The sequence below is a fragment of the Pseudomonas sp. 3JA genome, from assembly GCF_036961705.1.
In the GTDB taxonomy this organism is placed as follows: domain Bacteria; phylum Pseudomonadota; class Gammaproteobacteria; order Pseudomonadales; family Pseudomonadaceae; genus Aquipseudomonas; species Aquipseudomonas fluorescens_Q.
On the sequence record NZ_JBAMDJ010000027.1, the window covers coordinates 62,060 to 81,758 of the forward strand.

General features: G+C 62.2%; 19 protein-coding genes. 13 read left to right on the plus strand and 6 right to left on the minus strand.

The window, feature by feature from the left end; genetic code table 11:
* Positions 1-59: 59 nt before the first annotated feature.
* Positions 60-323 (minus strand): hypothetical protein, encoded by a 264-nt coding sequence (locus V7773_RS20420; protein WP_092144770.1) that lies wholly within the window; start codon positions 321-323, stop codon positions 60-62.
* Between the two features lie 174 nt (positions 324-497).
* On the opposite strand from V7773_RS20420, the gene V7773_RS20425 reads away from it, so the two are divergent.
* A complete protein-coding gene (locus V7773_RS20425; protein ID WP_336074769.1) occupies positions 498-1,304 on the plus strand; it encodes an alpha/beta fold hydrolase in 807 nt (268 codons plus the stop codon).
* A 561-nt stretch (positions 1,305-1,865) separates the two neighbouring features.
* Here the strand turns inward: V7773_RS20425 and dsbG are convergent.
* From dsbG to dsbD, 3 genes are read right to left on the minus strand one after another with little or no spacing between them, the layout of a single operon-like run.
* A complete protein-coding gene (gene dsbG, locus V7773_RS20430; RefSeq protein ID WP_336074770.1) occupies positions 1,866-2,633 on the minus strand; it encodes a thiol:disulfide interchange protein DsbG in 768 nt (255 codons plus the stop codon).
* Positions 2,609-3,478 carry a TlpA family protein disulfide reductase gene (locus V7773_RS20435; RefSeq protein WP_092463312.1) on the minus strand — a complete coding sequence of 290 codons (870 nt, stop codon included), beginning with the start codon at positions 3,476-3,478 and terminating at the stop codon, positions 2,609-2,611. Before V7773_RS20435 ends, dsbG begins: the two co-directional genes overlap by 25 nt.
* The gene (dsbD, locus tag V7773_RS20440) at positions 3,478-5,205 is read right to left on the minus strand and encodes a protein-disulfide reductase DsbD (protein WP_336074772.1); all 1,728 of its coding nucleotides are present in this window, start codon (positions 5,203-5,205) and stop codon (positions 3,478-3,480) included. Before dsbD ends, V7773_RS20435 begins: the two co-directional genes overlap by 1 nt.
* A gap of 175 nt (positions 5,206-5,380) precedes the next feature.
* Between dsbD and V7773_RS20445 the strand changes: the two genes are divergently transcribed.
* The 4 genes from V7773_RS20445 (at position 5,381) to V7773_RS20460 (ending at position 9,457) form a co-directional block, all read left to right on the plus strand.
* Complete coding sequence (locus tag V7773_RS20445; protein WP_063322273.1) at positions 5,381-6,061, plus strand: response regulator; 681 nt, start codon at positions 5,381-5,383, stop codon at positions 6,059-6,061.
* Positions 6,058-7,392, plus strand: a complete 1,335-nt coding sequence (locus V7773_RS20450) for an ATP-binding protein (RefSeq protein ID WP_336074773.1) — start codon at positions 6,058-6,060, stop codon at positions 7,390-7,392. Before V7773_RS20445 ends, V7773_RS20450 begins: the two co-directional genes overlap by 4 nt.
* A 340-nt stretch (positions 7,393-7,732) precedes the next feature.
* The gene (locus V7773_RS20455; RefSeq protein ID WP_336074774.1) at positions 7,733-9,145 is read left to right on the plus strand and encodes an aspartate aminotransferase family protein; all 1,413 of its coding nucleotides are present in this window, start codon (positions 7,733-7,735) and stop codon (positions 9,143-9,145) included.
* A gap of 84 nt (positions 9,146-9,229) precedes the next feature.
* Positions 9,230-9,457, plus strand: coding sequence for an MbtH family protein (locus V7773_RS20460; RefSeq protein ID WP_123414505.1), 228 nt, complete (start codon positions 9,230-9,232; stop codon positions 9,455-9,457).
* 187 nt (positions 9,458-9,644) lie between these two features.
* On the opposite strand, the gene V7773_RS20465 is transcribed toward V7773_RS20460, so the two are convergent.
* Entirely contained in the window at positions 9,645-10,541 is an 897-nt protein-coding gene (locus V7773_RS20465; protein ID WP_336074776.1) for a LysR family transcriptional regulator, read from the minus strand.
* A 103-nt stretch (positions 10,542-10,644) separates the two neighbouring features.
* Between V7773_RS20465 and V7773_RS20470 the strand changes: the two genes are divergently transcribed.
* Entirely contained in the window at positions 10,645-11,490 is an 846-nt protein-coding gene (locus V7773_RS20470; RefSeq protein ID WP_336074777.1) for a type 1 glutamine amidotransferase domain-containing protein, read from the plus strand.
* A gap of 130 nt (positions 11,491-11,620) precedes the next feature.
* Here V7773_RS20470 and ppsR read toward each other — a convergent pair whose 3' ends face one another.
* Complete coding sequence (gene ppsR / locus V7773_RS20475; protein ID WP_014337326.1) at positions 11,621-12,439, minus strand: posphoenolpyruvate synthetase regulatory kinase/phosphorylase PpsR; 819 nt, start codon at positions 12,437-12,439, stop codon at positions 11,621-11,623.
* Between the two features lie 184 nt (positions 12,440-12,623).
* Between ppsR and ppsA the strand changes: the two genes are divergently transcribed.
* The 7 genes from ppsA (at position 12,624) to sigX (ending at position 19,698) form a co-directional block, all read left to right on the plus strand.
* Complete coding sequence (ppsA, locus tag V7773_RS20480; protein ID WP_092345842.1) at positions 12,624-14,999, plus strand: phosphoenolpyruvate synthase; 2,376 nt, start codon at positions 12,624-12,626, stop codon at positions 14,997-14,999.
* 252 nt (positions 15,000-15,251) lie between these two features.
* Positions 15,252-16,241: an alpha/beta fold hydrolase gene (locus V7773_RS20485; protein WP_336074780.1), complete on the plus strand. Its 990-nt coding sequence runs from the start codon at positions 15,252-15,254 to the stop codon at positions 16,239-16,241.
* A 126-nt stretch (positions 16,242-16,367) separates the two neighbouring features.
* Positions 16,368-16,859: a ribonuclease E activity regulator RraA gene (gene rraA / locus V7773_RS20490; RefSeq protein ID WP_003199517.1), complete on the plus strand. Its 492-nt coding sequence runs from the start codon at positions 16,368-16,370 to the stop codon at positions 16,857-16,859.
* A 25-nt stretch (positions 16,860-16,884) separates the two neighbouring features.
* Complete coding sequence (locus tag V7773_RS20495) at positions 16,885-17,880, plus strand: zinc transporter ZntB (RefSeq protein ID WP_336074782.1); 996 nt, start codon at positions 16,885-16,887, stop codon at positions 17,878-17,880.
* Between the two features lie 63 nt (positions 17,881-17,943).
* Complete coding sequence (locus V7773_RS20500) at positions 17,944-18,189, plus strand: hypothetical protein (RefSeq protein ID WP_003199521.1); 246 nt, start codon at positions 17,944-17,946, stop codon at positions 18,187-18,189.
* 2 nt (positions 18,190-18,191) lie between these two features.
* On the plus strand, positions 18,192-19,016 hold the full coding sequence (locus V7773_RS20505; protein ID WP_003199523.1) for a mechanosensitive ion channel family protein: 825 nt from the start codon (positions 18,192-18,194) through the stop codon (positions 19,014-19,016).
* Between the two features lie 91 nt (positions 19,017-19,107).
* Positions 19,108-19,698, plus strand: coding sequence for an RNA polymerase sigma factor SigX (sigX, locus tag V7773_RS20510; protein ID WP_003183614.1), 591 nt, complete (start codon positions 19,108-19,110; stop codon positions 19,696-19,698).
* The last annotated feature ends 1 nt before the right edge of the window (position 19,699 follow it).

A 19,699-nucleotide genomic window follows, 5' to 3' on the forward strand; every position in this document is an offset into this window, starting at 1 on the left:
GCTCCCACAGTGGTTTGTGTACGACGCGAATCTTCTGTGCGAGCTTGCTTGCGATGACTTTATTTTTTGCAACATTCTTCCGGTTTACTGAAAAAGGTCACGCCGGAAGCAAATGCGCCAATCTTCTGGAGGCTGTCATTGACCGCATCCAGCAAACCGAACTGTTCCGGGGTCTGGGAGTTGTCATACGCGGCCAGAATCGCCTCGAAGAATTGCAGTTTTCCCTTGGCTCGCTGGCCGGACGGTTTGTCCGTGTTGGCAGCCTTGGGCTTCAGGAGATCAACTTGCTCTTGGGCGAACGCTTGAAGCTCAGCTTTAGTCATGAGGATTCTCCATCCGCTGTCGTTCCGAGTGTCCAAGCTATCGCCGGCGCTGCGGCAAATCTACTGTCAGACTTTACAGGTCCGTTCAGGTAGGGATAGCTGTGGCGATTGACGATTGGCCGTTTATCGGGTCAGGCTGCCGGGGCTTTGCACATTCAGACAAGGAGTTTCTCGATGCCAATTGCAATGATCGACGGACAACCCCTTTACTACCTGGACCAGGGTCAGGGCCCGGTGGTGCTGCTGGGCGGCAGCTATCTATGGGACCACGCCATGTGGGCGCCGCAGATCGAGGTGTTGTCCAGGCATTACCGGGTGATCGCTCCGGACCTTTGGGGCCATGGCCAGTCGGGGCAAATGCCGGAGGGCATGAGTTCACTGAACGATCTGGCCCGCCAGATGATGGAGCTGCTGGATGACTTGAGCATCGACTGCTTCCACCTGGTGGGGCTTTCGGTGGGCGGGATGTGGGGGACGCGGCTGGCGCTGGCGGCGCCCACGCGGATCCAGTCGCTGGTGCTGATGGACACTTACGTGGGCGTCGAGCCAGAACAGACCCGTCAGTACTACTTTTCACTGTTCGACAAGATCGAAGCCAGCGGCAGCATTCCCGAGCCGTTGCTGGACATTGTCGTGCCGATCTTCTTCCGACCGGGTATCGACCCGCAATCGGCGCTCTGCCAGCAGTTTCGCGCCACATTGGCCGCGCTGCCAAGCGATCGCCTACGCGCCAGCATCGTACCGCTGGGGCGGATCATTTTCGGTCGGGACGACATCCTGCCGCGCCTGCATGCGCTGGATGCCAAGGGCACAGTGGTGATGTGCGGCGACCAGGACAAACCGCGTCCGCCGTCCGAGTCGCTGGAAATGGCCGAACTGATCGGTTGCCCCCATGTGTCGATTCCGGAGGCGGGGCATATTTCCAATCTGGAGAATCCGGAATTCGTGACCGGGGCGTTGCTGAAGGTCTTGCGCAGCTGATCCACCGCATCGCGAGCAGATTGGCTTCACAGGGGATTCGCTGGTGTACGTCGATGGTGCATCCAGCCTGCCCACCGGTGGCGAGGGAGCTTGCTCCCGCTGGGCTGCGCAGCAGCCCCAACCATTTGCCTGACACACCGAGTCGGCAGGTCCCAGGGCCGCTTCGCGCCCCAGCGGGAGCAAGCTCCCTCGCCACGGGGGGTGTCGATGGCCGAGCTTAGTGATTCCGGACGCGGGGCACATCTCCAACCTGGAGAATCCGCCGTTCGTGATCGCTGCATTGCTTGAGTTCTTGCACCACTGATCCACTGTCATCACAAGCAGGCTGGCTTCACAGGGGATTCGCTGGTGTACGTCGATGGTGCATCCAGCCTGCCCACCTGTGGCGAGGGAGCTTGCTCCCGCTGGGCTGCGTAGCAGCCCCAACCATTTGCCTGACACACCGAGTCGGCAGGTCCCAGGGCCGCTTCGCGCCCCAGCGGGAGCAAGCTCCCTCGCCACGGGGTGTCGATGGGCAGATGCGTGCACGCCCCCCAAAAAAAGGTTTTCAGTGGTTGTCGGTCACTTCGGCCCGAGAATCTTCACCAGCTTGTCCGGCGACGGCGCGCCTTGCTGCTGTTGCAGCTCGCCTTTGTCATCCAGATAGAAAATCGCCGGGGTGGCGGACAGTTCCAGTTCGTCCATCAACTGCTGGTTGGCGTCCAGTTTTGCCTGGATGGCCGGCGGTATGTCTTTGAGCGGTTTGAGCGGGCTGCCCTTGCCGGCCTTTTCATGCTCGGCCAGGGCTTTTTCCGGGTCCTTGGCCGCCAGCAAGGCGGCGGATTTACCTGGGCTGTCTTCGCGGATGATGCCCACCATGATGTGGCGCAACTGCACCTTGCCGGCCTTGATCCAGGGCCGAGCCTGTTCCCAGAACATGTTGCAGTACGGGCAGTTCGGGTCGCTGAACAGGTACACCGTGCGCGGTGCGTCCTTGTTGCCGTCGGCGATCCAGTTGCTGCCCTCCATCTTCGCCCAGATGGCCTTGGCCATCGGTGCATAAACCAGTTTTTGCAGTGGCTCGGCGCTCAGGTCCTTGCCGTCGGCGTCGTACAGGTTGCCCAGCAGGACGTGCTGCCCATCCGGGGTCAGGTACAGCGCCATGCCACGGTTCTGGTATTGCGCCGCGTAACCGCGCAAGCCGTCCGGCGCGTCGAAGGTGCCGATGATTTTCGCGCCCTTGGCTTCGATCTTCTTGATCGCTGCAGGCAATTCTTCGGCCTGGAGCAGCGGGGCCTGCGACAGTGCGGTGGCGACGGCCAGGGTCAGCAGGTGGCGGAGGCGGGGCATGGCGTTTTCCTTGTGGCGGAGTGAGGCGTTGTGGACGAGTCCGGCGTTTCGAAGTTTTCCAGGGCGCGAGCCAGGCTCGCTTCCGACAATTCCCCCAGGTGGCTGCCCAGCAGGCGGCCATCGGCGCTGTAGAACAGGGTGGTCGGCAGGGCCATGGAGCCGACAGCCTGGCCGAGGCGGCCGCTGCCATCGAACAATACGTTGTCCAGGCTCAGGCCTTGGGTGGCGAGGTAGGTGCTGACGCTTTGCATGCTTTCGGCCTGATTGACGAACAGGAAGGTCAGGTCCGGACGCTGTTGCTGGGCTTCTTCGAGCACCGGCATTTCACGCCGGCAGGGCGGGCACCAGGTGGCCCATAGATTGATCACCAGGGGGCCGCCCTGGTAATCGGTGAGTTTCACGGTCTCGCCGTCGGCGGTGCGCAGGGTGATGTCTGGCAGCCGGGTGCCTTGTTCATAAATCGTCAACGACAGGGTCGCCACCAGCCAGAACAGCAAGCCGCTGCCGACTCCGAAGCCCAATGGTCGGCGCAGGGGCGGACGGCGCCGTGCCCACAACAAGGCGGCAATCAGCAGCGCCACGATGCCCGGCCAGGCCAGGAAGCCACCGTCGCGCAGGTCGACGATCTGCCACGGGTCGTCCCGGTAATGTTGCCAATAGGCGACGACGAAGCCGATCCGTGCGGCCAGCAGGCCCAGTAGAAACAGCACGAACAGTACCGACTCGGGGTTTTCGCCCCCGCGCTTGGCCACCCGCCAGCCCACGAAGGTCGCCAGCGCCAGGGCGCTGATGAGCAACAGGTGGTTGAGGGCGATGGCAAAGGTGCCCAAGGTGAACGTCAGCATCAGCGCGCGTCCCGGGTGAGGTTCCAGCGCTCCAGGAACGCCTTGGCGTCGACTTCCCCGGTGATCCGCTGGCTGCGGCGTTCTTCACCGTCGGCGCCGATCCACAGCAGGCTCGGCGGCCCCGGCACTTGGTAACGGCCCAGCAGTTCCCGGCTGGCGGGGCTGTCGGCGGTGACGTCCAGGCGCAGCAGACGCACACCGTTCAGGGCGTCGAGCACTTCGCTGCGACCGAAGACCTGTTTTTCCATGATCTTGCAGGACACGCACCAGTCGGCGTAGTAGTCCAGCAGCACCCACTGGCCCTGGGCCTTGGCGGCGTCCAGTTCCCGTTGCAGGGCGGCGGGCTCGCTGACCGTGACGAACGCATCGTGGGCGCTGACGGTCGCGCGGCCCTCGGTGCCGGCGTAGACCTTCAGGGGCTGGAAGAAATCATCGCTGCCGCCCGCGGCGCCAATTACCAGCAGGCTGCCCCACAGGCCGAACAGCAACGAAGCGCTGCCGCAGACATAGGCGATGCGGCCGAACCCTTCGGTCTGGCGCCAGGCGCTATAGGCGGCGATCAACAACAGCACGCCCCACAGGCCGACCCACAACGAACCGTCGATGATCGGGCGAATCATCAGCAACGCGGTGCCCAGGAACAGGAAGCCGAACACGCCCTTGAGCAGGTTCATCCAGGCGCCGGGCTTGGGCAGGAAGCGGTTGCCCACGGTCACCAACAGCAACAGTGGCAGGCCCATGCCGATGCCCATGGTGAACAGGATCAGCCCGCCGTGCAGCGCATTGCCGCTCTGGGCGATGTACAGCAGCGCGCCGGCCAGCGGCGCGGTCATGCACGGGCCCACCAACAGGCCGGACAGCGCCCCGAGGATCCCGGCACCCACCAGGCTGCCGCCGCGGCGCTGGCGCCCGGCGTTTTCCAGGCGGTCACGCAGGGCGGCCGGCAATTGCAATTCGAAGAAGCCGAACATGGGCAGCGCCAGCAACACGAATACCGCCGCGAAGCTGCCCAGCAGCCACGGTTGTTGCAGCAGCGCCTGGAGGTTGGCGCCCAGCAGCGCGGCGAGCACGCCCATGGCGGCGTACACCAGGGCCATGCTGATCACGTAGCTGCCGGCCAAGGCCAGGCCGCGTCTCGGCCCGGCGCCGCTGCCCACCACCAGCCCGGCCAGGATCGGCAGCATCGGCAGCGAACAGGGGGTGAACGCCAGCAGTAGGCCCAAGCCGAAGAACACCAGCAGGCTCCAGCCCAAGGCCCGTTGTTGCAGGCCGCTGGCCAGGGCCTGGTCCGGCGCCTCGCCGCTGGCCGCCACCGATGCGCTGCCACCCAGGTCGACCACTTGGGTCTGGGGTGGATAGCACAGGCCGGCGTCGGCGCAGCCCTGGAAGCCGACCTTGATCTTGCCCGTGGCACCGGCCGGAATCTTCAGCTCCAGCGCCTGGCGATAGACCTGCTGGTCGCCGAAAAACTCGTCGCTGTGGGCTTCACCCTCCGGCAGCTTGGGTTTTTGCGCCTCGGCCAGGCCATCGAACTTGAGCCGCTGCTGATACAAGTAGTACCCATCGGCGATCTGCCAGAACAGCTGGGTTTCACCGGAGTCCAGGCGTTCGGAGGTAAACACGAACGCCTTTTCCACCGGCAGGAAATCGGGTTTGGTTTCGAAGGGATTGGCGGCCTGGGCCAGGCCCGAGATCAGGAACAGCCACAGCAAAAACAATCGACGCATGGATAAAGCCTTAGAACGAAGCAAGTGGAAAACACAATGGCGGCTGGCGATTAACCGTCGATTAACCCGGCGACGACCGGCAGGCAGCAATGATCGCCCATGTTGGCCGTACTCGTCGCATAATGTCGGCTTAATCGGCCGGCGGCCTAATGTACCTTTTTCCACGGGGCTTACCATGCGCGTACTGGTCTGCGAAGACGATGAGTTGATTGCCAGCGGGATCGTTGCCGGCCTTACGGCGCAGGGCCTGACTGTCGAGCACGTCGCCACCGCATCGGCGGCGCGGGCGATGGTCGGGGTGGCGGAATTCGACGTCATGGTGCTGGATCTGGGATTGCCCGACGAGGACGGTCTCAAGCTGCTCAGGCAACTGCGTCAGCAGGGGATGCAGACGCCGGTGCTGATCCTCACTGCCCGAGACTCGGTAACCGACCGGGTCGACGGCTTGCAGGCCGGCGCCGATGATTACCTGCTCAAGCCCTTCGACCTGCGCGAGCTTGCGGCGCGCCTGCACACGTTGCTGCGGCGCGTGGCGGGGCGCAGCGTCAACCTGATCGAGCACGGTCGCCTGACCTACGACCCCAGCAGTCGGGAAACCACCCTGGACGGCCAGCCGGTGGATCTGTCCCGGCGCGAGCAATCGCTGTTGCAGGCGCTGCTGCACAGTCGCGGCCGGGTGCTGTCCACCGAACAACTCAAGGACAGCGTCTACGGCTTCAACGACGAATTGGAAAGCAACGCCCTCAACGTCCATATCCATCACCTGCGGCGCAAGTTGGGCAACGGGATTGTCGAGACTGTGCGCGGCCTGGGCTATCGCCTGGGGCCGGCCGAAGGTGGAGAGCCCTCCAAGTGATGAGCCTGCGACTGCGCCTGAGCCTGACCCTCGGCGCGGCTTTCGCCCTGATCTGGGCCCTGGCCGCGGCGTGGATGCTCAGTGACCTGCGCAACCAGATGATGTTCTCCCTCGACCAGCGCCTGGTGGCCTCGGCGCGGATGGTCGCCGGGTTGCTGGAACAGATGCCGCCGCTGCCCAGCAAGGGCGACGGCACGCATTTGAGTTCCGAGCAATTGAGCATTCCTGGCGGCATGGCCTGTCAGGTCAGCTCCTTGCGCGGCGAGATTCTGGCCCGCAGCCACGGCACCCCAGAGCAAACCCTGGAAGCCGAGAAAATGGGCTTCCACGACCAGATGATCGATGGCGCGCCTTGGCGCAGCTTCACCCTGGCCCGGGGTGACTTGCGCATCACCACCGCCGACCGCCAGATCGAACGCGAAGCCCTGAACATGTCGATACTGCTGGCCGCCTCGGTGCCGGTGGGCGTGGCATTGCTCGGTTGCCTGTGCCTGTTGTGGCTGGGCATCGGCCAGGGCCTGGCACCACTCAATCGCATGCGCGATGCGCTGATGCGGCGTAGCGCCGATTCCCTGGAGCCCTTGCAGATCCATCCACTGCCCAGCGAATTGCGACCGCTGCTGGAGACCCAGAACCAGCTGTTCCAGCGTATCGGCAAGACCATCGAGCGCGAGCGACGGCTGACCGGCGACGCTGCCCACGAGCTGCGCAGCCCGCTGACCGCCATCAAGACGCACCTGCAAGTGGCGCGCATGACCGAGGGCGCCGCCCGCGACCAATCCCTGGCCCGGGCCGAGGAGGGCACCGACCGCATGCATCGCACGCTCGAACAGTTGCTGCTGCTGGCGCGGGTAGAAGGTAGCCTGTCGTTCGACGATGGCGTGCAATGCAACGCCGAGCAGGTCGCCCGGCTGGCGGTCCAGGATGCCGCCAGCAGTGATTCCCGGCGGATCAGGCTGCACGTATCCCCAGGGTTGTCCGATGCACCGGTGCAGATGCCGGCGGTTCTCTCCATCGCCGCCTTGCGCAACCTGCTGGATAATGCCCTGCGCCATACTCCGGACGATACCGAGGTGGAGCTGAGTCTGGAGATGGTCGGCCAGCGCGTGCGCTTCCAGGTCCGCGACCACGGCCCCGGCATCGCCGCCGACGACATCCAACACCTGACCCAGCGCTTCTGGCGCAACGGCCAGAGCACCGGCTGCGGGCTGGGGCTGGCGATCGTCCAGGCCATCGTCCAGCGTTGCGGTTGCGGCCTGCATTTCGACACGCGCCCGGATGGGCTGCGGGTCGAGTTGACGGTGCCGGTGCAGCAGCCCCTGCTCAAGTGAGTGGTTCCGTGGCGAGGGAGCTTGCTCCCGCTGGGCTGCGCAGCAGCCCCAGAACCAGGGGACGCGGTGAGTCTGACGGTTCCGGGCGACGGATTTGGGCCCGCTTCGCGGTCCAGCGGGAGCAAGCTCCCTCGCCACAATGATCCAGGCAACCCCCAAGAACATGGACAATCCCCAGGCAATGCGCGGTATCGAGACACGATTGCGCGGCCCGAGAGTAAATCCATGCCGCGCTGATGCGTTTCCTCAACAGGAAACCTGCATGTGCGCCCGACCGGATACGCACCTGTGCGGTGTGCCATTTGGGTCGCTACTTACAGTGGATTGCGGGGGTCGAGAGATGTCAGTCGCCAACAGCCTTATCGAAGCACAGCCGGCACGGGTCAGCCCTGCGCCGGTCGAGACGCTCTACCAGTTCAATGAGTCGCCGCTGCTGGCCCGCCAGAGTCGGCAGGAGTCCAATGCCCGCAGCTACCCACGGCGGATTCCCTTGGCCCTCAAGCGTGCCAAGGGGTTGTATGTCGAGGACGTCGAGGGTCGCACCTTCATCGACTGCCTGGCCGGCGCCGGCACCTTGGCGCTGGGGCATAACCATCCGGTGGTGATCGAGGCGATCCAGCAGGTGCTGGCCGATGAGCTGCCGTTGCATACCCTGGACTTGACCACGCCGGTCAAGGACCGTTTCGTCCAGGACCTGTTCGGCTTGTTGCCGGCGGCGCTTGCCGCCGAGGCGAAGATCCAGTTCTGCGGCCCCACCGGTACCGACGCGGTGGAAGCCGCCCTCAAGCTGGTGCGCACCGCCACCGGCCGCAGCACCGTGCTGTCGTTCCAGGGTGGTTATCACGGCATGAGCCAAGGGGCGTTGAGCCTGATGGGCAGCCTGGGGCCGAAGAAACCCTTGGGCGCCTTGCTCAGCAATGGCGTGCAATTCATGCCGTACCCCTACGATTACCGCTGCCCGTTCGGGCTGGGCGGTGTGGCGGGCGTCAAGGCCAACCTGCATTACCTGGAAAACCTGCTGAATGACCCCGAGGCTGGCGTGCAATTGCCGGCAGCCGTCATCGTCGAAGTGGTGCAGGGCGAGGGCGGGGTGATTCCCGCTGATCTGGACTGGCTACGCGGTTTGCGGCGGATCACCGAGCAGGCGGGGGTGGCGTTGATCGTCGACGAAATCCAGAGCGGCTTTGGCCGTACCGGCAAGATGTTTGCGTTCGAGCACGCCGGGATCATCCCGGACGTGGTCGTGCTGTCCAAGGCCATCGGTGGCAGCCTGCCGCTGGCGGTGGTGGTTTATCGCGACTGGCTCGACACCTGGCTGCCGGGTGCTCACGCCGGCACCTTCCGTGGCAATCAGATGGCCATGGCCGCCGGTTCCGCGGTGATGCGCTATCTGCAGGAACACGCCTTGCCGGCCCACGCCGCCGCCATGGGCGAACGCCTGAGCGAGCACCTGCACATCCTGCAGCGGGACTTCCCGCAACTGGGCGATATCCGCGGTCGCGGGTTGATGCTCGGTGTTGAACTGGTTGACCCGTCGGGTAAGCCCGACGCCCTGGGCCATCCGCCGGTGCACGCACAACTGGCGCCACGGCTGCAACGCGAATGCCTCAAGCGCGGGCTGATCCTGGAGCTGGGTGGCCGGCAGGGCGGCGTGGTGCGGTTCCTGCCACCGCTGATCATCACAAAGGCAGAAATCGACCGGGTCGCCGAGATTTTCGGGCGAGCCTTGAAGGCAGCCGTGGCCGACAGCTAATTTTTCCCCGGCCCCGTACGTTCCTTTCATATCCTGGCTGCGCATGTGACGCAGCGAACCTCGAGCAAAGATGGAGAGACACCCATGACTTCAGTATTCGACCGCGAGGACATCGTCTTTCAGGTCGTGGTCAACCACGAAGAACAATATTCGATCTGGCCAGACTACAAGGCGATTCCCGAAGGCTGGCGTACCGTCGGCAAAAGCGGGTTCAAGAAGGAATGCCTGGCCTACATCGAAGAAGTCTGGACCGACATGCGCCCGCTGAGCCTGCGCAAGAAGATGGAAGAGCAGGCGGCTGCGGCCCACTAAATGTAGAGCTTGTGGCAGCAAGAAAGCTTTCCACAGGAAGGCTGCGGGAGAATACAAATCTTGCAGCCACATCAGAACCCCTGTGGGAGCGAGCTTGCTCGCGATAGCGGTGGATCGGCAACATCAATGCCGGCTGACACTCCGCAATCGCGAGCAAGCTCGCTCCCACAAAGGCCGGCGTTACCCGCTATTGCTCGATCAAAAAATCAATCAACGCCCTCGCCGCCGCCGGCAATTGCCGATGGGGCGGGTAGATGATTGAAAAGGGTCGGCTGCGCCCGCCAAAGTCCTCCAGCAAAGCCACCAATTCCCCGCGCTCGATTCGCTCCCGGACAATGAACTCATAGGTCTGGCAGATCCCCATCCCGGCCTGTGCCAGGGACACGATACCCAATACATCATCGGACACTTGCACATTGCCCGCCGGCAGCCATTCCCGGTCTTCATGATTGTCGCGAAACAGCCAGGGTGCGATGCGTCCGCTGCTGGGCATTACGAAAGGCAGGCAGGCGTGGGCAGCCAGTTCATCGACGTGCCGGGGCGTTCCGGCGCGCTCCAGGTAATGCGGCGCGGCCACCAGGCACAGGCGAGCGTCTTCGAGCTTGCGACCGACCAGGCCGCTGTCCGGCAGCGGCCCAAGGCGGATCGCCAGGTCATACCCCTCGGCCACCAGATCGACGTTGCGGTTGGTGATACTCAACTCGACCCGAACTTGCGGGTAAGCCTCGGCGAAACGCGACAGCAGCGAGGGCAGGCGGTAATGACCGTAGGTGGTCGGCACGCTCAAGCGCACGCGACCGGTCAAGACACCGTCCTGGCCCTGGATTCGCCGCTCGGCGTCGTCAATCAGGGCAAAGGCCGAGCGTGACTGTTCCAGGTACAACGTGCCGGCGTCGGTGAGGTTCAGCCGCCGCGTGGTGCGTCGCAGCAGCTGTACGCCGAGCCGGGCTTCGAGGCGGGAGATGGCCCGGCTCAATACCGAAGGCGTGGTCCCCAGTGCCACGGCACCGGCGCTGAGGGTGCCTTTTTCCACGACCGTGACGAAGGCTTCCACGTCGGCCAGATAATCGAATCGGCGTGCCATTGTTGCCTCCAGGGGCCAAGTGATGTTCCGGCGCGCCAGTTTATCGCCGGTCAGGGCATCAATACAGTAAGCGCATCTTTTATCGAAACATCCTGGAGTCATCATGAAAAAGCTCACGACCTTGGCAACGTCTGTCGTTCTGGCGGGTATTGGCGTCGCGGCCCATGCCGATAACGTGCTGGTGGTCCTGTCGGATTCCGATCATCTGGATCTGAACAATGGCAAGGTCTTCTCCACCGGGTTTTACCTCAACGAATTGCTGCAGCCGGTGAAGCTGTTGCTCGATGCCGGTCACCACGTGACGTTCGCCACCCCGGAGGGCAAGGCGCCGACGCTGGACCGGTCCTCGGTGGACAAGATGTACTTCAATAATGACCCGGCGGAGTTGGAGCGTTACCAGGCGTTGCTGGCTCAACTGAATATCACTTCGGCCAAGGACTCACCGGTGATCAGCCTGGCCCGTGTCGAGCAGATCGGTCTGGAACAGTTCGATGCCCTGTACATTCCCGGCGGGCATGCGCCCATGCAGGATTTGCTCACGAGCGCACCGCTGGGGCGGGTGTTGACGCATTTCCATGACAAGGGCAAGACCACCGCGCTGGTCTGCCACGGCCCGATCGCGTTGCTGTCGACCTTGCCTGATGCCAAGGGCTTCGTCGGTCGGTTGGCCAGCAAAGGCCAGGCCTCGCCCCCGTCCGACTGGATCTACAAGGGGTACAACATGACGGTGATCAGCAACCAGGAGGAAGAACTCGCCAAGGGGTTGCTGGGCGGCGGGACCATGAAATTCTATCCACAGACTGCGCTGGAGCAGGCGGGCGGGCGCTACAGCAGCAATGCCGCGCCATGGACGTCCCATGTGGTGAAGGATCGGGAACTGATTACCGGCCAGAACCCGGCGTCGGCGCTGGAGGTGGGGCAGGCGTTGCTCAAGCGGTTGAAACCATAGGCCGGAAGGCTTCCTATCCCTTGTGTGCGAGCTTGCTCGCGATTGCGGTGGGTCAGCAAGATCAATGTTGGCTGACACTCCGTCATCGCGAGCAAGCTCGCTCCCACAGGCTTTCCGGCACGCCGTCTGGTTATTTGAACCGCCGCTCCACCCCTTTCTCCACCAGGATCTTCGCCGAAATCTCTTCCACGGAAAAATGTGTGGAATTGATGTGCGGAATATTCTCCCGCCGGAACAGGTTTTCCACCTCGCGCACTTCGAACTCGCACTGGGCATAGCTCGAATAGCGGCTGTTGGGCTTGCGCTCGTTGCGGATCGCGGTGAGGCGGTCCGGGTCGATGGTCAGGCCGAACAGCTTGTGCTGGTGGGCGCGCAGGGCGCTGGGCAGTTGCAGGCGCTCCATGTCGTCTTCGGTCAGCGGATAGTTGGCGGCACGGATGCCGAACTGCATCGCCATGTACAGGCACGTCGGCGTCTTACCACAGCGCGACACCCCCACTAGGATCAGGTCGGCCTTGTCGTAATAATGCGTGCGGGCCCCGTCATCGTTGTCCAGCGCGAAGTTGACCGCCTCGATCCGCTCCATGTAGTTGGAGTTGTGGCCAATGGAGTGGGACTTGCCGACCGAGTAGGAGGAATGCTCGCTCAGTTCCTGTTCCAGGGGCGCCAGGAACGTGGAAAAAATGTCGATCATGAAACCATTGGACGTTGCGAGAATCTCACGGATGTCCTGATTGACGATGGTATCGAAGATAATCGGGCGGAAACCGTCGGTTTCGGCGGCTTTATTGATTTGCTGTACCATGGCCCGCGCCTTGTCGACGTTGTCGATGTACGGCCGTATGAACTTGGCGAAGGTAATGTTTTCGAACTGTGCCAACAGGCTTTGGCCTAGCGTTTCGGCCGTAATGCCGGTGCCGTCGGAGATAAAGAAAGCAGATCGTTTCATTTGCGCCTTGGGCCTTAAGCTAGTGAGCTAGTGACGATTCTTGGATATGATAGGCGCGATTTGCTGGCCGCCAGTGGTCCGCATTCTCACTTATTTTCCAGGTCCAGGCCATATCGCCGGTCATCGCTCCCCTGGGGCCACCGGTGCCTTGAGCTTTTCCAACACAGTTAGTGGAGAGATCACCTTGGTAGAGTACGTAGTTTCCCTCGATAAGCTCGGCGTCCATGATGTGGAGCATGTGGGGGGCAAGAACGCATCCCTGGGCGAGATGATCAGCAACCTCGCCGGTGCCGGTGTATCGGTACCAGGTGGCTTCGCCACGACCGCCCAGGCTTATCGTGATTTCCTGGAACTGAGCGGCCTGAACAAGCAGATTCACGATGCGCTCGATGCCCTGGACGTCGATGACGTCAATGCCCTGGCCAAGACTGGCGCCCAGATCCGCCAATGGATCATGGAAGCCGAGTTCCCCGAAAAACTGAACGCCGAGATCCGCACCGCTTTCGCCAAGCTGTCCGAAGGCAATCCCGACATCGCCGTCGCCGTGCGTTCCTCGGCCACCGCCGAAGACCTGCCGGATGCCTCCTTCGCCGGCCAGCAGGAAACCTTCCTGAACATCCGTGGCGTGGAAAACGTCATCCGTGCTGCCAAGGAAGTCTTCGCCTCCCTTTTCAACGACCGTGCCATTTCCTACCGCGTGCACCAGGGCTTCGACCACAAGCTGGTTGCCCTGTCCGCCGGTGTGCAGCGCATGGTCCGCTCCGAAACCGGCACCGCCGGCGTGATGTTCACCCTCGACACCGAGTCGGGCTTCCGTGACGTGGTGTTCATCACCGGCGCCTACGGCCTGGGTGAAACCGTCGTGCAGGGCGCGGTGAACCCCGATGAGTTCTACGTCCACAAAGGCACGCTGCAAGCCGGTCGCCCGGCCATCCTGCGTCGCAACCTGGGCAGCAAGGCCATCAAGATGATCTACGGCGACGAAGCCAAGGCCGGTCGTTCGGTGAAGACCGTCGACGTGGACAAGGCCGAGCGCGCGCGTTTCTGCCTGAGCGATGCCGAAGTCAGCGAGCTGGCCAAGCAGGCGATGATCATCGAGCAGCACTACAAGTGCCCGATGGACATCGAATGGGCCAAGGACGGTGACGACGGCAAGCTGTACATCGTGCAGGCCCGTCCGGAAACCGTGAAGAGCCGCACCCAGGCCAACGTCATGGAGCGCTACCTGCTCAAGGAAACCGGCACCGTGCTGGTGGAAGGCCGTGCCATCGGCCAGCGCATCGGCGCCGGCAAGGTACGGATCATCAACGACGTCTCGGAGATGGACAAGGTCCAGGCCGGCGACGTACTGGTCTCCGACATGACCGACCCGGACTGGGAACCGGTGATGAAGCGCGCCAGCGCCATCGTCACCAACCGTGGCGGGCGCACCTGCCACGCGGCGATCATCGCCCGTGAACTGGGTATCCCGGCCGTGGTGGGTTGCGGCAACGCCACCCAACTGCTCAAGGACGGCCAGGGCGTGACCGTTTCCTGCGCCGAAGGCGATACCGGTTACATCTTCGAAGGCGAACTGGGCTTCGACATCAAGAAGAACTCCGTCGATGCCATGCCGGACCTGCCGTTCAAGATCATGATGAACGTCGGCAACCCGGATCGCGCCTTTGACTTCGCGCAACTGCCGAACGCTGGCGTGGGCCTGGCCCGCCTGGAGTTCATCATCAACCGCATGATCGGCGTGCACCCCAAGGCACTGCTGAACTACGACGGGCTGCCGCAGGACATCAAGGACAGCGTCGACAAGCGCATTGCCGGTTACAACGATCCGGTCGGTTTCTACGTCGAGAAGCTGGTGGAAGGCATCAGCACCCTGGCGGCGGCGTTCTGGCCGAAAAAGGTCATCGTGCGCCTGTCGGACTTCAAGTCCAATGAATACGCCAACCTGATCGGCGGCAAGCTCTACGAGCCGGAAGAAGAGAACCCGATGCTGGGCTTCCGTGGTGCTTCGCGCTACATCAGCGAATCGTTCCGCGACTGCTTCGAGCTCGAATGCCGCGCCCTCAAGCGTGTGCGCAACGAAATGGGCCTGACCAACGTCGAGATCATGGTGCCGTTCGTCCGGACCCTGGGCGAAGCGAGCCAGGTCGTCGATCTGCTGGCCGAAAACGGCCTGGCCCGAGGCGACAACGGTCTGCGCGTGATCATGATGTGCGAGCTGCCATCCAACGCGATCCTGGCGGAAGAATTCCTTGAGTTCTTCGACGGGTTCTCCATCGGTTCCAACGACCTGACCCAGCTCACCCTGGGCCTGGACCGCGATTCCGGGATCATCGCGCACCTGTTCGACGAGCGGAATCCGGCGGTCAAGAAGCTGCTGGCCAACGCCATTGCCGCCTGCAACAAGGCCGGCAAGTACATCGGCATCTGCGGCCAGGGCCCTTCGGACCACCCGGACCTGGCCAAGTGGCTGATGGAGCAGGGCATCGAAAGCGTTTCGTTGAACCCGGACTCCGTGTTGGAAACCTGGTTCTTCCTGGCTGAGGGTCAGGCAGCGGTCTGATCGAGTGAAGGGGCGGTCAACGGTAATACTGTTTACAGGTTGGTGAAGTTCATTGTGGCGAGGGAGCTTGCTCCCGTTGGACTGCGTAGCAGTCCCTTTCTTGTGAGCGCTTCGCACTCAAGCGGGAGCAAGCTCCCTCGCCACGGTTTCACTTATCCTCTTCAATGAGCAGCGTTACAGTTACACGACCCCTTTTTGATTGAAGTAGGGCGGGCTCCTGACAGATGCCGCCCTTTTTTGTGCAAGAGCATTATGCAAAGCAGCAGCAACCTCTTTCCTGTCGCCCTGATCAGCGCCGAGCGGCGCGGTGATCTGAGCGAAGACGTCTATCGTTTGAAACCCGGCAACAGCCCGGACGCCAGCGTCGAACTGGCCGTCACCCGGCTGGGCATGGCCGACGCCGGCGAAACCCGCGGGGTCCCGGTGATCCTGTTGCACGGCAGTTTTTCCAATCGGCGCTTCTGGTATTCCCCCAAGGGCCTGGGCCTGGGCGCGTACCTGACACGCCTGGGGTTCGATGTCTGGATCCCCGAGATGCGCGGCCATGGGTTGTCCCAGCGCAACCAGGGTTATCGCAACAATCGCGTGGCCGACTACGCCCGCTACGACTTGCCGGCCATTGGCGCCTTCGTGCGTGAGCAGAGCGGGCAAGTGCCTCACTGGATCGGTCATTCCCTGGGGGGCATCACCCTGGCGGCCGCCTTGGGCGGCCATTACCTGGGCAAGCCGGCGGTGGCTTCGGCGGCGTTTTTTGGTACCCAGGTCAGCCGTACCTACTGGCCGCTGAAGATTCCGCCAGTGGAGTGGAGCGGTCGCTTCATTCTCAGGCGTTTTGCCCAATTGTCCGGTTCAAGGCTCAAGCGCGGCCCCGAGGACGAGCCCATCGGCCTGGCCCTGGAAAGCATGCGCTGGTACGGCCTGTTCGGACGTTTCGGCGATGCCGAGAAGAACTGGTGGGCCGGGTTGGCCGATGTCCAGTTACCGGTGTTGGCCGTGAGTGCCGCAGGCGATCACCAGGACCCGACCTGGGCGTGCCGCAAACTCTTCGATCAGATCGGTTCCGAGCACAAGCAGTTTGTCTGCCTGGGCCGGGGACAGGGGTTCACCGAAGACTTTGGTCACGTCGAGATGCTGGTGAGCAAGGCCGCGCATCTTGAAGTCTGGCCGCTGGTGGTGCGTTGGCTCAAGGATCAGCAGGCCCCTTTGCTGGCGGAACAGCCCCAGTTGGCCGAGGCGGTTTGAGGCGAAGGCTCTGACAAGGGCATTTCGCTCTGGTCGGCTTGCGGCTAAGATATGACGCTTCAAGCGGTTCCAGTCACAAACGGTTGCTCATTCAGTCCGACGTTCCAGCCTTTCAGGAGTTGTTCGATGAACCATTACCTCACGCCCGACCTGTGCGACGCCTACCCGGAACTGGTGCAGGTGTTGGAGCCGATGTTCAGCAATTTCGGCGGCCGCGATTCCTTCGGCGGCGAAATCGTGACCATCAAGTGCTTCGAGGACAACTCGCGGGTCAAGGAGCAGGTTGAACTCAAGGGCAACGGCAAGGTGCTGGTGGTCGATGGCGGCGGTTCCCTGCGTCGGGCGCTGCTGGGGGACATGCTGGCGGAAAAAGCCGCGAAAAACGGCTGGGAAGGGCTGGTGGTCTACGGTTGCATCCGCGACGTCGACATCATTGCCCAGACGGACCTCGGGGTCCAGGCCCTGGCCAGTCACCCGATGAAGACCGACCGGCGCGGCGTTGGCGAACTCAATGTGCCGGTGACCTTTGCCGGCGTGACGTTTCGTCCGGGCGAGTATGTCTATGCGGACAATAACGGCGTTATCGTCTCGCCAAGCCCGCTGAAAATGCCTGAATGAAGCAGTACAGCCATAAGGGATGAGGATGTTCGAGGAAGAAAACGCGCAGTGGGGGCTGGTGCATGCCCTGGTGCTGGACGGTAAAGGCGGCGCGCGTTCCATAGCCCGGACCGAACTCGACGATTTGCAGTTGCAGGCCCATGAAAGCCTGTGGCTGCACTGGGATCGCAGTCATCCGCAAACCCACACCTGGTTGCGCAAATCCAGTGGCCTGAGCGAGTTCAACTGCGACCTGCTGCTCGAAGAAAACACCCGGCCGCGGCTGTTGTCGTTGCCCAATGCCGAGCTGCTGCTGTTCCTGCGGGGGATCAATCTCAATCCGGGCGCCGAACCTGAAGATATGGTGTCGGTACGGATCTTTGCGTCCGCCCAGCGGGTGATCTCCCTGCGCCTGCGTCCGTTGCGCGCCACCGATGAGCTACTGGCGCAACTGGCCGAGGGCAAGGGCCCGAAGACGGCGTCCGAACTCATCCTCTACATGGCGCAATACCTCACCAACAAGGTGCAGGACCTGGTCACCTGCCTCTCCGAAATCGTCGATGGCGAGGAAGAAAAACTCGATACCGACGAACGGTATACTCCCGAGCACGACGCCATTTTGCACATCCGTCGACGGGCTGCCGGGCTCAAGCGATTCCTGGCGCCACAGCGGGACATCTTCGGCCAGATGACGCGGCTCAAACTGCCATGGTTTTGCGACGATGACGGCGACTACTGGAACGAATTGAACAACAGCCTGACCCGTTACCTCGAGGAGCTGGAATTGACTCGAGAGCGCGTGGGGCTTGTGCTGGAGGCCGAAGACCGACGCCTTTCGGTGCGCATGAACCGCACCATGTACCGCTTCGGTATCATCACCGGGATTTTCCTGCCGATGAGTTTTCTCACCGGCCTTCTGGGTATCAACGTCGGCGGCATTCCGTTTTCCGAAAGCCCCTACGGTTTCATGGTCGCGTGCTTTCTGATGATCTGCGTGGCGCTGGGGCAGTGGTGGTTGTTCCGTCGTTTGCGCTGGGTGTGATGGGGTTTCATGTGACCCGACGAAATTTGATCGCGTCTTCCACAGACATCACGAGAGGTGCGTATGCACGATCCGTTTGAACAGTCTTTGCGCGACATGCTCAAGGCTTCGCCGTCCAGCCGGGACGACGATGCATGCCTGGGACGTGTACTGAAAACCGCCAACCGCCAGGTCGGCGCAGGCGATCTGTTCAGCCTGCTGGGCCGCTGGTTGCCCGCGCTGATGATTGCCCTGAATAACGGATCGGCCCATCTCTCGCCGGTTTCCCGCCGTAAACCTGTTACTCGCACCGCTGATAAGGCTGATTGAATATGGAACTTGATCTCTGGACCCAGAGCCTCGTCACGGCGATGACTGCGTTGTGGACCAAAGTAGCTAACTTCATCCCGAACCTCTTCGGCGCACTGGTGGTGCTGCTGTTGGGCTTTGTCGTGGCCAAGCTGCTGGATACGCTGCTGTCCAAGTTGCTCGCCAAGCTGGGCCTCGATCGCCTGATGGGCGGTACCGGCCTGACCAAGTTGCTGTCCCGTGGCGGCATCCAGGTACCGATCTCGACCCTGGTCGGCAAGATCGTGTACTGGTTTGTATTGTTGATTTTCCTGGTTTCCGCAGCAGAATCCCTTGGCCTTGAGCGAGTTTCGGCGACGCTCGATATGCTCGCATTGTATTTGCCGAAGGTTTTTGGTGCAGCGCTGGTGTTGCTGGTTGGCGTCCTGCTGGCGCAACTGGCCAATGGGCTGGTGCGCGGCGCGGCCGAGGGCGTTGGGCTGGACTACGCCGCTGGCGTAGGACGAATTGCCCAGGGCCTGGTGATCATCATCAGTATTTCGGTGGCGATCAGCCAGTTGGAGGTCAAGACAGACCTGCTCAACCACGTGATCGTGATCGTTTTGATTACCGTTGGTCTGGCGGTTGCGCTGGCAATGGGATTGGGGAGTCGTGAAATCGCCGGTCAGATACTGGCGGGAATCTATGTGCGTGAATTGTATGAGGTTGGGCAACAAGTGCGTGTAGGCGAGGTCGAAGGCCAGATCGAAGAGATTGGCACGGTGAAGACCACATTGCTGACCGAGGAGGGCGAGCTGGTGTCGCTTTCCAATCGGATCCTGCTGGAACAGCATGTGAGTAGCCGCTAACCCGGCAAATCCTGCTAATGTATGCCGCCGCAAAATGCCTGCTATCGCAGGCTGCGGCGCACATTGACCTAGACTGTCGGCCCGACTTGTTTTGAACAAACCCCAATCGCTATCTACGCGCTACGACCCCCGTGATCTCTCCGATGAGGAGTTGGTCGCGCGCGCGCATACCGAGCTGTTTCACGTAACGCGCGCCTATGAAGAATTGATGCGCCGTTACCAGAGAACATTATTTAACGTTTGTGCACGATATCTTGGGAACGATCGCGATGCTGATGATGTCTGTCAGGAGGTGATGTTGAAGGTGCTGTATGGCCTGAAGAACTTCGAGGGGAAATCGAAGTTCAAGACCTGGCTCTACAGCATCACCTACAACGAATGCATCACGCAGTATCGCAAGGAACGGCGAAAGCGTCGCTTGATGGACGCTTTGAGCCTGGATCCTCTGGAGGAAGCGTCGGAAGATAAGGCGCCCAAGCCCGAGGAGAAGGGGGGACTCGATCGCTGGCTGGTCTATGTGAACCCGATCGATCGGGAAATTCTGGTGCTACGATTTGTCGCAGAGCTGGAATTCCAGGAGATCGCAGACATAATGCATATGGGTTTGAGCGCGACAAAAATGCGTTACAAGCGCGCGCTCGACAAATTGCGTGAGAAATTTGCGGGCATTGCTGAAACTTAAG

Coding starts and splice junctions, on each gene's coding strand:
- V7773_RS20455 (WP_336074774.1), top strand. CDS start 7,733: ATGTCAGTCGCCAACAGCCTTATCGAAGCACAGCCGGCACGGGTCAGC.
- rraA (WP_003199517.1), top strand. CDS start 16,368: ATGAACCATTACCTCACGCCCGACCTGTGCGACGCCTACCCGGAACTG.
- V7773_RS20495 (WP_336074782.1), top strand. CDS start 16,885: ATGTTCGAGGAAGAAAACGCGCAGTGGGGGCTGGTGCATGCCCTGGTG.
- V7773_RS20445 (WP_063322273.1), top strand. CDS start 5,381: ATGCGCGTACTGGTCTGCGAAGACGATGAGTTGATTGCCAGCGGGATC.
- dsbG (WP_336074770.1), bottom strand. CDS start 2,633: ATGCCCCGCCTCCGCCACCTGCTGACCCTGGCCGTCGCCACCGCACTG.
- V7773_RS20485 (WP_336074780.1), top strand. CDS start 15,252: ATGCAAAGCAGCAGCAACCTCTTTCCTGTCGCCCTGATCAGCGCCGAG.
- V7773_RS20470 (WP_336074777.1), top strand. CDS start 10,645: ATGAAAAAGCTCACGACCTTGGCAACGTCTGTCGTTCTGGCGGGTATT.
- V7773_RS20465 (WP_336074776.1), bottom strand. CDS start 10,541: ATGGCACGCCGATTCGATTATCTGGCCGACGTGGAAGCCTTCGTCACG.
- V7773_RS20435 (WP_092463312.1), bottom strand. CDS start 3,478: ATGCTGACGTTCACCTTGGGCACCTTTGCCATCGCCCTCAACCACCTG.
- V7773_RS20425 (WP_336074769.1), top strand. CDS start 498: ATGCCAATTGCAATGATCGACGGACAACCCCTTTACTACCTGGACCAG.
- dsbD (WP_336074772.1), bottom strand. CDS start 5,205: ATGCGTCGATTGTTTTTGCTGTGGCTGTTCCTGATCTCGGGCCTGGCC.
- V7773_RS20420 (WP_092144770.1), bottom strand. CDS start 323: ATGACTAAAGCTGAGCTTCAAGCGTTCGCCCAAGAGCAAGTTGATCTC.
- ppsR (WP_014337326.1), bottom strand. CDS start 12,439: ATGAAACGATCTGCTTTCTTTATCTCCGACGGCACCGGCATTACGGCC.
- V7773_RS20505 (WP_003199523.1), top strand. CDS start 18,192: ATGGAACTTGATCTCTGGACCCAGAGCCTCGTCACGGCGATGACTGCG.
- V7773_RS20460 (WP_123414505.1), top strand. CDS start 9,230: ATGACTTCAGTATTCGACCGCGAGGACATCGTCTTTCAGGTCGTGGTC.
- V7773_RS20500 (WP_003199521.1), top strand. CDS start 17,944: ATGCACGATCCGTTTGAACAGTCTTTGCGCGACATGCTCAAGGCTTCG.